Genomic DNA, 12,701 nt, shown 5'->3' with positions numbered 1-12,701 from the left:
TGCGGCGCAGTTCAGCGTGACGTTTTATCATGGAACCACTCCGGGTCAATGTTGGCAACGTCTACGCCATACAGGCTGGCGACAGGCAGTATTGACTCAAGAACACGTTGCGCGCTGTTCTCCGCATTCACTGGTCGGGTCGCAAAAAACCGCCGTAACGTGCTGATCCACTTTTTCATCGTCTTACCCTCTCTCGCCGTGTCTGACCTCAGTTAAACACTCAAATGACGCGCGGGGGAAATACCAAAATCCACTGTCGATGTGCAGGATTTGCAAATAGCATCCCGTTCTTTTCACTCTTCATTAACACCTTGTTCACTAATGCTTTTTTGCTCATAGCAAAGAACGATTTCTTATTTGGCGATAGCTTTCGCTTATGGGAGCGTAGCGGGGTAAAACAAAAACAACGGGATGGCGAATGACTATGGCAGCAAACATGAAAGGGTTTACCAAACGGACACTGGTTCTGGGATTACTGGCGGCGGGGAGCCTGCTTTCAGCGCAGGCACAGGCCGATCAGCTGGCGGATATTAAGGCCGCAGGGGTGGTGAAAGTGGCCACATTTGACGCCAACCCGCCGTTTGGCTCTATTGATGCAAAAACGCACGAGATCGTGGGTTATGACGTGGACTTCGCCAAAGCGCTGGCAAAATCGCTCGGCGTGAAGCTTGAACTGGTTGCCACCAATCCGGCCAACCGTATTCCGCTGCTGCAGTCCGGGAAAGCAGACCTGATCGTGGCGGATATTACTATCACCCCTGAACGCGCGCAGGTGATTGATTTCTCGACCCCTTACTTCGTCACCGGCCAGCAGTTCCTGGTTCCGGCTAAATCACCGGACAAGCTTGATGACTATAGCCGGGCGCGTATTGGCGCAGTCAAAGGAACGACGGGCGAGCAGGCGCTGCACCAGCGTTTCCCGCAGTCACGCGTGCTCTCTTATGACGATATTCCCCTGGCGCTGACGGCACTGCGCAACGGTAACGTACAGGCCATCACCCAGGACAGCACCATTCTGGCCGGTCTGCTGGCGCAGGCGCCGGATAAAGCGAACTTCAAAATCCTGCCCGATCTGCTCAGTAAGGAAGAGATTGGCGTTGGGGTGAAGAAAGGTGAAACCGCGCTGCTGAGGGCCGTTAACGACGAGCTGGTTAATCTCGAGAAAAACGGTCAGGCAGCAAAAATCTACGATGTCTGGTTTGGCCCAAATACGCCTGCCCCACAGCCTCGCGCCTTTAAAATAGAAGCCAGGTAATTATGCTCTCAGGTTTATTTTCACACTCCGCGGCTGGTGCCGCGGATTTTTCACATCTGGAACAGGCCAGCGTCGAGTTTCGTCATGTGGACAAACGCTACGGTGACCATCAGGTTTTAAACGACATTAATCTCACCATCACGCCCGGTGAAGTGGTCGCCATCCTCGGCCCTTCGGGTTCCGGTAAATCCACCCTGATTCGTCTCATCAACCAGCTTGAAACCCTGAGCGGCGGGGAGATTCTGGTCGACAGCAAGCCTACCGCAAAGCTCTCCGGTACCGGGCTGCGCCAGCTGCGCAGCCGCGTGGGGTTTGTGTTCCAACAGTTCAATCTTTACGCCCACCTCACCGCCAGCCAGAACATCACCCTGGCCCTGGAGCACGTTCACGGCTGGAAGCCGCAGCCTGCCCAGGAGCGCGCGCTGGCCCTGCTGGAGAAGGTCGGGATGCTGGAAAAAGCCCACCATTTCCCGGCAGAGCTTTCCGGTGGACAACAGCAGCGCGTCGCGATTGCCCGCGCCCTGGCCTCTTCACCGCAAATCATCCTGTTCGATGAACCCACCTCCGCACTGGATCCGGAGATGATTGGTGAAGTGCTGTACGTGATGAAAGCCCTCGCCCACAGCGGGATCACGATGATCGTGGTGACCCACGAGATGCAGTTTGCCCGGGAAATTGCCGACCGGATTGTCTTTATCGACGGCGGGCAAATTCTGGAAACCGCGCCGCCGGCGCAGTTTTTCAGCCAGCCGTCGCATCCGCGCGCGCAGCGGTTCCTGCAAAAGGTGCTCAACCCGCTGCATCAGGAGCATCTGTAATGCCCGCGCTCGACTGGCAGGGGGTACTGACCGGACAGCCTCTGCAGTGGATACTCTCCGGATTCCTCACCACCCTGTGGGTAACGCTTGCCGGGATGCTGCTGGCCAGCCTGCTCGCATTGCTCTTTATGCTTCTGCGCCTTTCCGGCGGACGCCTCGGGAACGCGGTCGTCAGCAGCTGGGTGTCGCTGTTTCGCAATACGCCACTGCTGGTGCAGCTGCTGTTCTGGTATTTTGCCGCCTGGAACGGACTACCGCAGGCGTTCCGCGACGCGGTGAACGCGGATCACAGCTGGTCAATTCTGCCCGGTGACGTCTGGTGGTTTACGCCCGAATTTTTATGTTCTGCCTGGGGGTTGGGCGTCTTTACCTCGGCGTTTTTAATCGAAGAGGTGGAATCGGGATTACGTTCCGTGCCTGCCGGACAGCGGGAGGCGGCGCTCGCTCAGGGATTCTCCGCGTGGCGTTTGTTTCGTTACATCCTTCTGCCGCAGGGTCTGGCCAACGCCTGGCAGCCGGTCGTGGGCCAGTACCTTAATCTGATGAAGCTCTCCTCGCTCGCAAGCGGAATTGGCTTTGCCGAGCTGACCTATCAGGTCAGGCAGATCGAGAGCTATAACGCGCACGCGCTGGAGGCATTTACCCTCGGAACCGCACTCTATCTGCTGACCGGCCTGGTCATGGGGATGGTGCTGGTTCGCATTGGACCTGAAGCGAAACGTAAACGTCCAAACGTCGCCACCTCAGGGAGTGAAAAACATGATTGCCGGACTTAATGTCATCACCGATAACCTCGATTATCTGCTGTGGGGACGCGCGGCAACGGGTGAACCGGGGGGCGTATTGCTCTCGTTGATGATGGCGGTTGCGGCCGCCGTCATCGCTCTGCCCGTAGGGATAGTGCTCGCATGTCTGGCCTGGCGCTTTACCGGGCTGGTGCGAAAGGCCCTCTTTTTGTGGGCAGAGCTGATTCGCGGTATCCCGCTCATCTTTGTAATTTTCTGGATGTGGTATCTTCTGCCGCTTTTAACCGGAGGCGATCTGCCGGGAGCGCTGACCGTCACGCTGGCCCTGGCCTGGTTTACCGCAGCAACCGTAATGCATTCGGTACTGGCCGGGCTTAATGCGCTACCGTCCGGGCAGTACGAGGCCGCACTGTCTCAGGGATTCAGCACGCAGCAAACCCTCTTGCGCGTGCTGCTGCCGCAGACGCTGAGGAATATTCTGCCGTCGCTGGTGGGGATTTTTATCAGCCTGCTGAAGGATACGTCGCTGGCGTTTATCGTGAACGTACCGGAACTGACCACGGTGGCGGGACAGGTCAACAACCGGGTGCAAATCTACCCGGCGGCCATTTTTATCTTTACGGGTGTGGTCTACTACCTGCTCTGCTGCTCGCTCGAGCAGCTTGCGAAACGCTGGCGCATTACCCGGCCAGCGCTTTAACCACCGTTTCCATCGCTTCGGTTGTCAGTTCACTGCGTTTAACGCGCTGGTTCGCCAGCGCGGTACGCAGGACTCCGGCAATGACAATATGCTTTGGCTCCTGCCCTAAATCACGCATCTCGAGCACCACCTTCCCGACCACCCGGCACATCTCCTGGTACAGCGCTTCATCTTTGGTCACGTTACCCATCGTCATCACTCCATTGCCTTTTAAACGTTGAGCTTAAATGATTCTCCTGCCGGATACAAAAAAGAAGCCCGGCGAGAGACTCGCCGGGCTTCATCTGTAAAATCAGTAAATTAGTTGTTTACTGGAATAACCGCGCCTTTGTACTTGGTGCGGATCCAGTCCTGAATCTCTTTCGAATGCAGCACGTTCACCAGCGCGACGATATCTTTCTTCTTCTCGTCACCGCGATGCACGGTAATGATGTTAGCGTACGGGTTATTTTCACCGCTCTCTACAGCAATCGGGTCGTGAACCGGGTCCAGACCCGCGTCAATCGCGTAGTTGGCGTTGATCACTACCGCCGCGCCTTCGTCGTTGTTGTACATCTGCGGCAGCAGAGAGGCTTCAACGTTAGGCGTGAACTTCAGCTTTTTCGGGTTCTCGACGATGTCGCTGATGCGCGCGGTCACTTTATCGATGCCCGGCTTCAGCTTGATCACGCCCTCTTTCTCGAAGATGGAGAGAATGCGCCCTTCTTCAGAAACCGCATCACGCATGATGATCTTGCCACCTTCCGGCAGGTCTTTCAGCGACTTGTATTTTTTGGAGTAGATGCCAATTGGCTCAATGTGGATCGCGCCCGCACTGACAAAATCGTAGTCTTTATCGCCCGCATGATCTTTCAGCACGCTGTTCAGGTAAGGAATGTGCTGGAAATAGTTCGCGTCGATGTCATGACCCGCCAGCGCGGTGTTCGGCAGAATGTAGTCCTGGAACGGTTTAATCTCCAGGTCGATACCCTGCTTCGCCAGAATCGGCTTTGCCTGCTCCAGAATTTCGGCGTGCGGCGTGTTGGATGCGCCCACGGTCAGGGTGTCGGCCCAGGAAGCGAAGCTCAGGGCGCTCAGGGTTGCGGCGGCGATCAGTGTCAGTGTCTTTTTCATGATGTGGTTCCTGTGTGTATTTATTAGCGTTTATCTAACAGTGAAGTAATGACATCGCCGCAGAACTGGATAATGAAAACGATGATCAGAATGGTCACCGTTGCCACCAGCGTGACGTCACCGTGGTTGCGCTGGAATCCTTCCAGATAAGCCAGATTTCCCAAACCGCCGGCGCCAATCACCCCCGCCATTGCGCTGTAGCTCACCAGCGCAATGAGCGTCACCGTGATACCTGATACCAGTGCAGGTGATGATTCCGGCAGTAAAACCCGAAACACTAACGTGCTCAGTCGTGCGCCCATCGAACGCGTTGCTTCTATGACGCCTTTATCCACTTCACGCAGGGCGATCTCCACCAGGCGTGCGTAGAACGGTGCGGCGCCCACAATCAGCGCCGGCAGCGCCGCGTTGGCACCAAGGATGGTGCCGACGACGGTCTTGGTGAACGGGATCAACAGGACAATCAGAATGATGAACGGAATTGAGCGGAACACGTTCACCACAATCGAAATGACGCTGTAGACCGTGCGGTTGTGGAACAGCCCACCGCGCGCGGTTAAAAACAGCGCCAGCCCCAGCACGAGACCCAGCACAAACGTCGCCACGCCGGACAGTGCGGTCATGTACAGCGTCTCCAGCGTCGCCGCCCAGAGCTGATCCCACTTGAGATGCGGAAAGAGATTCTCAGCCATGTTTAATCACCTCGCCTTCAATATCGCTGTGCTGCAGGTCGGCGAGGATATTGTTCAGTTGTTCATCGGATGCCACGACATGTACCCAGAGCTGACCAAACACGCCGTGGGCGGTTTGCGTCATTTTCCCGTGCAGGATGTTAAACGGCAGGCCATAGCGCAGGGTCAGTTCACCCACGATCGGCTTATGGGTGCTGTGCCCGGTAAAGGTCAGTCTGATGACCGTGCCTTCCAGATCCTTTGCCAGTTCGGTATTGAACGTTTCCTCTTCGGCGTACTGGCTCACCTGGCGGACAAACTGCTGCGTAATCGGCTGCTGCGGATGGGTAAAGACGCTCAGCACATCGCCCTCTTCTACGACTTTACCGTTCTCCATCACCGCCACGCGGTCGCAGATTTTGCGCACCACATGCATCTCGTGCGTGATCAGCACGATGGTCAGTTTGAAACGACGGTTAATATCCAGCAGCAGATCGAGGATCTGATCGGTGGTCTGCGGGTCAAGCGCGGACGTGGCTTCATCGCACAACAGCACGTCAGGGTTGTTAGCCAGCGCACGGGCGATGCCGACGCGCTGTTTCTGGCCGCCACTGAGCTGAGACGGGTAGGCATGCTCGCGGCCTTTCAGACCGACCAACTCCACCAGCTCGGCGACGCGGGCGGTAATTTTTGCTTTCGGCACGCCGGCAATCTGCATCGAGAAAGCAATGTTTTCATTTACCGTGCGCGACCACAGCAGGTTGAAGTGCTGAAACACCATGCTGATTTTCAGGCGCGCCTGACGCAGCGCTTCACCCTTTGCGGCAGAGATATCCTGCCCGTTAATGGTGACGCTTCCGGCGCTGGGTTTTTCCAGGCCGTTCAGCAGACGAATCAGCGTGCTTTTACCTGCCCCGCTGTAACCGATAATCCCGTATATCTGTCCCTGTGCTATCGTCAAATTGACGTTATCAACGGCTGTGAGTGCCACCTTTCCGTTGTCAAAAACCTTCGAAATATTGCTCAGTACAATCATTCTTATTCGTTATCCGTGCCGCCCATGGCGGTTTAGCAGTATGGATGTCCAAACGATAGTAAACAGGCGTTATCAGGTTTTAAATGACCAAAAAAGAATTTGTTATAACTTTCAGAAATAAACAGCGGATTGACCGGGTGGGACGCATTTAGACCAATTTCAGCAATGATTATCTGCCGGATGCATATCTGCTGGCGGATGTCCGCGAAAAACGGTCATTTTTTCAGCATTTCATACCGATATAGCCATCCTCACATCCAGACAACTTTACGTCTTGCTGTCCTGACTTCCCAAAATGGCATTTATATTCCTTTCTGATCTAAAGAGCAGTGAATGGTTCTTTATTGAGAAAATTTCACCGCCCTATCATCCCGTCATGACATCCAGAAAGGAAAACATCATGACGATTTATCACTCCGTCACTGAACTGATTGGTCGTACCCCGCTTATCCAGCTTCATAAGCTTGATACCGGTCCCTGCTCGCTGTTTCTGAAGCTGGAGAACCAGAATCCGGGCGGTTCGATTAAGGATCGCGTCGCGCTGTCGATGATTAACGAAGCGGAGCGCACCGGGCAGCTGCAGCCGGGCGGCACGATTATTGAGGCCACGGCGGGCAATACCGGACTCGGCCTGGCCCTGATCGCCGCCCAGAAAGGCTACTCGCTGATCCTGGTGGTACCGGACAAAATGAGCCGCGAGAAGATTTTCCACCTGCGCGCGCTGGGTGCCCAGGTGGTACTGACCCGCTCCGACGTCAACAAGGGCCATCCTGCCTATTACCAGGATTACGCCCAGCGTCTGGCGAACGAACTGCCCGGCGCGTTTTACATCGATCAGTTCAATAACGAAGCCAACCCGCTGGCGCACCGCACCACCACGGCGCCGGAACTGTACGAACAGCTTGACGGCAGGATCGACGCCATTGTAGTGGGCGTCGGCTCAGGCGGTACCCTGGGCGGCCTGCAGGCGTGGTTCGCCGAGCACTCTCCGCACACGGAGTTTGTCCTGGCTGACCCGGCCGGTTCCGTTCTGGCCGACCAGGTGGAGACCGGACGCTACCACGACGCGGGCTCCTGGCTGGTTGAGGGTATTGGCGAAGACTTTATTCCGCCGCTGGCCCACATTGAAGGGGTGAATCGCGCCTGGCGCATTACCGACCGCGAGGCCTTCACCACCGCGCGCGATCTGCTGAAAACGGAAGGCATTCTGGCGGGCTCCTCCAGCGGCACGCTGCTGGCGGCCGCGCTGAAATACTGCCAGGCGCAGACCGCGCCGAAGCGCGTGGTGACCTTCGCCTGCGACAGCGGCAATAAGTACCTCTCGAAGATGTTCAACGATGACTGGATGCGTCAGCAAGGGCTCATCACCCGCCCTCAGGCGGGCGATCTCTCTGACTACATCGCCCTGCGCCACGATGAAGGCGCCACCGTCACCGCCGCCCCGGACGACACGCTCTCCACCGTACTGGCACGCATGCGCCTGTATGACATCTCCCAGCTGCCGGTGCTGGAGAACGGCAAGGTGGTGGGCATTATCGACGAGTGGGATCTCCTGCGGCATATCGGCGGCGACGGCGATCGCTTCTCGCTTCCGGTGACGGCAGCCATGACGCGTCAGGTGGAGTTCCTGGATAAACACGCCCCGGAAAGCGCCCTGAATGCCATCTTCGACCGCGGCCTGGTGGCCGTGATTAATGACAACGACCGTTTCCTCGGTCTGATTACGCGCAGCGACGTTCTGACCGCCTGGCGCAACCGTCTTCAGCAATAAAGGAATAGATGATGAAAAATCTGGCTACCCTGAGCGTCCACAGCGGCGAGTTCAACGACCAGCACGGCGCCGTCATGCCGCCGATTTACGCTACCTCGACGTTTGCGCAACTGTCACCCGGCGAGCATACCGGCTATGAGTATTCCCGCAGCGGCAACCCCACCCGCCATGCGCTGGAAACGGCTATCGCCGAACTGGAAGGCGGCACGCGCGGCTACGCCTTCGCCTCCGGTCTGGCGGCCATCTCCACGGTGCTCGAACTGCTGGATAAAGACAGCCATATTGTCGCCATCGATGACGTATACGGTGGGACGTACCGCCTGATTGAAAACGTGCGCAAGCGCAGCACCGGCCTGCAGGTCAGTTGGGTTAAACCGGACGACTTAACCGGGCTTGAGGCCGCCATTCGCCCGGATACCCGCATGGTGTGGGTTGAAACGCCAACCAATCCGCGGCTGTTGCTGGCGGATCTGGCGGCCATTGCGGCGATCGCCCGTCGTCATAACGTCATTAGCGTGGCGGATAACACCTTCGCGTCGCCGGTGATCCACCGTCCGCTGGAGTCGGGTTTCGATATCGTGGTGCACTCCGCCACCAAATACCTGAACGGCCATTCTGACGTGGTGGCCGGACTGGCGATTGTCGGGGACAACAAGGAACTGGCGGATAAGCTGGGCTATCTGCAAAACGCGGTGGGCGGCGTACTGGATCCGTTCAGCAGCTTCCTGACGCTGCGCGGTATTCGCACGCTTGCGTTGAGGGTAGAAAAGCACAGCACCAACGCACTGACGATTGCGCAATGGCTGGATCAGCATCCTCTGGTCGAAAAGGTGTTCTATCCCGGCCTGGAATCGCATCCACAATTTCAGCTTGCCCGCACGCAGATGGCCCTGCCAGGTGGGATGATTTCCGTCGTGGTAAAAGGCGATGCGCAACGCGCCACCGAGGTGATTCGCAACCTGAAGCTGTTTACCCTCGCGGAAAGCCTGGGCGGCGTGGAAAGTCTGGTGAGCCAGCCTTACAGCATGACGCACGCCTCGATACCGCTGGAGCAGCGGCTGGCAAACGGCATTGTGCCGCAGCTCATCCGTCTGTCAGTCGGGATTGAAGATCCCAAAGACCTGATTGCCGACCTCAGCCAGGCGCTGCAAAAATAAGCAAAATGCGGCAGGTCAATCACCTGCCGCCATAAGTTGTTATCATGGCTTAACGCCTTGATAACAATATTATGTGAAACTGCATTGATTATTTCTGAAACACCGTTTCCATTTTCCTTTTATCTTAAAATCAGCGTATAATGCGCGCCTAATCCCTGGTGAATGGTTTCAGCGCTTGGAATACACAAAACAACGTACAACTTCTCCTCTCCTTCGTTGGGCTGTCACTCAGGCACACTTTCTTCTGCACGCTCATTTGATGTCTCCTATCCTTAGTGCGTGTCATATACTCTTTTGCAACACAGGTTTGACTCCGCGGCGGTGCGCCCCCGGAGCGAGATTTCCATATCCTTCCCAACTTAAAGACTAAGACTGTCATGAAAAAGACGAAAATTGTTTGTACTATCGGCCCGAAAACCGAATCTGAAGAGATGCTGACCAAAATGCTGGATGCCGGCATGAACGTGATGCGTCTGAACTTCTCCCACGGTGATTACGCAGAACACGGTCAGCGCATCCAGAACTTGCGCAACGTGCTGAGCAAGACCGGTAAAAAAGCCGCGATCCTGCTGGATACCAAAGGTCCAGAAATCCGTACCATCAAACTGGAAGGCGGTAACGACGTCTCTCTGAAAGCGGGCCAGACCTTCACCTTTACCACCGACAAATCCGTTGTTGGTAACAGCGAAATCGTTGCAGTGACCTACGAAGGCTTCACCAGCGATCTGTCCGTCGGTAACACCGTGCTGGTAGACGATGGTCTGATCGGTATGGAAGTCACCGCGATTGAAGGCAACAAGGTTATCTGTAAAGTGCTGAACAACGGCGACCTGGGCGAAAACAAAGGCGTTAACCTGCCGGGCGTTTCTATCGCACTGCCAGCACTGGCTGAAAAAGACAAACAGGACCTGATCTTCGGTTGCGAACAAGGCGTTGACTTTGTTGCGGCATCCTTTATCCGTAAACGTTCCGACGTGGTTGAAATCCGTGAGCACCTGAAAGCGCACGGCGGCGAGAAGATCCAGATCATCTCCAAAATTGAAAACCAGGAAGGCCTGAACAACTTCGACGAAATCCTCGAAGCGTCTGACGGCATCATGGTTGCACGTGGCGACCTGGGCGTAGAAATCCCGGTTGAAGAAGTGATCTTCGCGCAGAAGATGATGATCGAGAAATGTGTTCGCGCGCGTAAAGTGGTTATTACCGCAACGCAGATGCTGGACTCCATGATCAAAAACCCTCGCCCAACCCGCGCAGAAGCAGGCGACGTGGCAAACGCCATCCTCGACGGTACTGATGCCGTTATGCTGTCTGGTGAATCCGCGAAAGGTAAATATCCGCTGGAAGCGGTGTCCATCATGGCCACCATCTGCGAACGTACTGACCGCGTAATGAAAAGCCGTCTGGACTACAACAACGACAGCCGCAAGCTGCGCATCACCGAAGCAGTATGCCGCGGTGCTGTAGAAACGGCTGAGAAACTGGAGGCACCGCTGATCGTGGTTGCCACCCAGGGCGGTAAATCTGCTCGCGCCGTGCGTAAATACTTCCCGGATGCGACTATTCTGGCGCTGACCACCAACGAAACCACGGCCCGTCAGCTGGTGCTGAGCAAAGGCGTGATCCCTCACCTGGTGAAAGAGATTGCTTCTACGGATGATTTCTACCGTCTGGGTAAAGAAGTGGCGCTGGAGCTGGTTGATCGTGGTCTGGCACAGAAAGGTGACGTTGTGGTCATGGTTTCTGGCGCGCTGGTACCAAGCGGAACCACCAATACCGCATCTGTTCACGTGCTGTAATAATTCCCGAACGAATTAATTTTGATAAAAAGCGCCCGCCGGGCGCTTTTTTTATTCCTGGCATTAGCCAAAGTCATTCAAATTGCAAATCGGGTTTCTCTATTTAATTGCGAATTATCTAAGATGAATCCGATGAAAAATGCCTTTTTTTACATAGATTTTTGCCCCAAAAGGGCTGATTCGATGCTTCTTTGAGCGAACGATCAAAAATAGGTGTATTCCCATCAAAAAAATATTCTCAACCCAAAAAACTTTGTGTAATACTTGTAACGCTACATGGAGATTAACTCAATCTAGAGGGTATTAATAATGAATCGTACTAAACTGGTACTGGGCGCGGTAATCCTGGGTTCTACTCTGCTGGCTGGTTGCTCCAGCAACGCTAAAATCGATCAGCTGTCTTCTGACGTTCAGACTCTGAACGCTAAAGTTGACCAGCTGAGCAACGACGTGAACGCAATGCGTTCCGACGTTCAGGCTGCTAAAGACGACGCAGCTCGCGCTAACCAGCGTCTGGACAACCAGGCTACTAAATACCGTAAGTAATAGTACCTGTTAATAAAATGGCGCACATTGTGCGCCATTTTTTTTGCCTGCGTCAAACCGCTACTGCGTCACCTTCTCCCCTTCATTTTCCGCTACCGCAGCGGACACCCGACTGTTCTGCACCGACAACACGTTATTGCTGGCTGACGGGCCGCTTCCTGACGACACGACAACCGGGATCCCGGCGCGGCGTGACAGGGCTTTCTCAATCAGCGCCTTATCGCTTCCCGCCTGAGAAACAAAGGTCGCAAAGTCTGCGGAATGGGTAATGGGTGAGACCTGCGGGTTTTCTCCCTCAGCCTGCGCCAGCGGGCGGTGGACTTCAACATAGCGTTTACCGTCCGGCTCCACGGAGAACTTCACGGGTTCATTGATAATCTGTACCCGCGTGCCAACCCGCACCTGTTCGAACAGGGCTTTAATGTCCGGAGCATTCATCCGCATACAGCCGGAGCTTACGCGCAGGCCGACGCTGTCCGGCGCGCTGGTGCCGTGAATGAGATATTCCCCATTCCCCACGCCTAAACGCAGTGCGAAGCGTCCCAGAGGGTTATTTGGCCCGGCTGGCACCACCGGAGGTAATTTAATTCCCTGCTCCAGAGAGCGTGCTCTGATGCCCGGCGTAGGTGTCCAGGTCGGATTCGGGATTTTCTGGCTCACGCGCGTGGTCGTGACCGGTGTTTCCAGCCCTAGCTGTCCGATGCCGAGCGGGAAGACCTGAACGATGTTTTCTCCCAGCGGGAAATAGTAGAGCCGAAGCTCTGCGAGGTTCACCACAATGCCCTCGCGCGGCGTGTCCGGCAGCAGCATCTGCGACGGGATGGTAATGACGGTTCCCGGCGCAGGGTTTACCGGCGCAATGGTATTGTTTGTTTCCAGGATCACCTGTGCCGCCGTGTTAAACCGGCGGGCGATGGTCTGCAGCTTATTATCCCCTTCCTGTATGGTGTAGGTTTGATTTTGCCCAATCAGACGACTGCCTACGGGCGGCAACGGATAGTCCATCGCGCGGGCCGAATTAAGTGCGCCGAGCGAACTGAGGAGTAATAGAGTTATTAGAGACGCGCGCTTCATGCTGAGATTCCTTAT

General features: G+C 55.7%; 14 protein-coding genes. 8 read left to right on the top strand and 6 right to left on the bottom strand.

The window, feature by feature from the left end; genetic code table 11:
- Positions 1-11: 11 nt before the first annotated feature.
- Positions 12-179 (bottom strand): hypothetical protein, encoded by a 168-nt coding sequence (locus V1566_RS12950; RefSeq protein ID WP_014831607.1) that lies wholly within the window; start codon positions 177-179, stop codon positions 12-14.
- A gap of 245 nt (positions 180-424) precedes the next feature.
- Between V1566_RS12950 and V1566_RS12945 the strand changes: the two genes are divergently transcribed.
- From V1566_RS12945 to V1566_RS12930, 4 genes are read left to right on the top strand one after another with little or no spacing between them, the layout of a single operon-like run.
- Complete coding sequence (locus V1566_RS12945) at positions 425-1,255, top strand: ABC transporter substrate-binding protein (RefSeq protein ID WP_395305989.1); 831 nt, start codon at positions 425-427, stop codon at positions 1,253-1,255.
- A 2-nt stretch (positions 1,256-1,257) separates the two neighbouring features.
- Positions 1,258-2,073, top strand: a complete 816-nt coding sequence (locus tag V1566_RS12940) for an amino acid ABC transporter ATP-binding protein (protein ID WP_395303541.1) — start codon at positions 1,258-1,260, stop codon at positions 2,071-2,073.
- Positions 2,073-2,849, top strand: a complete 777-nt coding sequence (locus tag V1566_RS12935; protein WP_121423477.1) for an amino acid ABC transporter permease — start codon at positions 2,073-2,075, stop codon at positions 2,847-2,849. Before V1566_RS12940 ends, V1566_RS12935 begins: the two co-directional genes overlap by 1 nt.
- Entirely contained in the window at positions 2,833-3,519 is a 687-nt protein-coding gene (locus tag V1566_RS12930; protein WP_395303540.1) for an amino acid ABC transporter permease, read from the top strand. The genes V1566_RS12935 and V1566_RS12930 overlap by 17 nt, the downstream gene beginning before the upstream one ends.
- On the opposite strand, the gene fumD is transcribed toward V1566_RS12930, so the two are convergent.
- From fumD to V1566_RS12910, 4 genes are all read right to left on the bottom strand, one after another.
- Positions 3,500-3,709 (bottom strand): fumarate hydratase FumD, encoded by a 210-nt coding sequence (gene fumD / locus V1566_RS12925; protein WP_008500615.1) that lies wholly within the window; start codon positions 3,707-3,709, stop codon positions 3,500-3,502. The two genes, V1566_RS12930 and fumD, sit on opposite strands and share 20 nt — an antisense overlap.
- 110 nt (positions 3,710-3,819) lie before the next feature.
- Positions 3,820-4,632: a MetQ/NlpA family ABC transporter substrate-binding protein gene (locus tag V1566_RS12920; protein ID WP_063142945.1), complete on the bottom strand. Its 813-nt coding sequence runs from the start codon at positions 4,630-4,632 to the stop codon at positions 3,820-3,822.
- A gap of 23 nt (positions 4,633-4,655) precedes the next feature.
- Positions 4,656-5,324 carry a methionine ABC transporter permease gene (locus V1566_RS12915; RefSeq protein ID WP_063142944.1) on the bottom strand — a complete coding sequence of 223 codons (669 nt, stop codon included), beginning with the start codon at positions 5,322-5,324 and terminating at the stop codon, positions 4,656-4,658.
- Positions 5,317-6,339, bottom strand: coding sequence for a methionine ABC transporter ATP-binding protein (locus V1566_RS12910; protein ID WP_395303539.1), 1,023 nt, complete (start codon positions 6,337-6,339; stop codon positions 5,317-5,319). The genes V1566_RS12915 and V1566_RS12910 overlap by 8 nt, the downstream gene beginning before the upstream one ends.
- A 400-nt stretch (positions 6,340-6,739) precedes the next feature.
- On the opposite strand from V1566_RS12910, the gene V1566_RS12905 reads away from it, so the two are divergent.
- From V1566_RS12905 to lpp, 4 genes are all read left to right on the top strand, one after another.
- Entirely contained in the window at positions 6,740-8,110 is a 1,371-nt protein-coding gene (locus V1566_RS12905; RefSeq protein WP_213328497.1) for a cystathionine beta-synthase, read from the top strand.
- An 11-nt stretch (positions 8,111-8,121) separates the two neighbouring features.
- On the top strand, positions 8,122-9,267 hold the full coding sequence (locus tag V1566_RS12900; protein WP_395305988.1) for a trans-sulfuration enzyme family protein: 1,146 nt from the start codon (positions 8,122-8,124) through the stop codon (positions 9,265-9,267).
- Positions 9,268-9,644: 377 nt separating this feature from the next.
- The gene (gene pykF / locus V1566_RS12895; protein ID WP_395303538.1) at positions 9,645-11,066 is read left to right on the top strand and encodes a pyruvate kinase PykF; all 1,422 of its coding nucleotides are present in this window, start codon (positions 9,645-9,647) and stop codon (positions 11,064-11,066) included.
- A 309-nt stretch (positions 11,067-11,375) separates the two neighbouring features.
- Positions 11,376-11,612, top strand: coding sequence for a murein lipoprotein Lpp (gene lpp / locus V1566_RS12890; protein WP_001082307.1), 237 nt, complete (start codon positions 11,376-11,378; stop codon positions 11,610-11,612).
- Positions 11,613-11,672: 60 nt separating this feature from the next.
- On the opposite strand, the gene V1566_RS12885 is transcribed toward lpp, so the two are convergent.
- A complete protein-coding gene (locus V1566_RS12885; RefSeq protein WP_395303537.1) occupies positions 11,673-12,686 on the bottom strand; it encodes a L,D-transpeptidase family protein in 1,014 nt (337 codons plus the stop codon).
- Positions 12,687-12,701: the final 15 nt, after the last annotated feature.

Source organism: Enterobacter sp. ECC-019, assembly GCF_043974075.1.
Taxonomy (GTDB): Bacteria; Pseudomonadota; Gammaproteobacteria; order Enterobacterales; family Enterobacteriaceae; genus Enterobacter; species Enterobacter asburiae_D.
The sequence above is the reverse complement of the archived record's forward strand: the minus strand, read 5'-3'. Positions and strand labels throughout refer to the sequence as shown.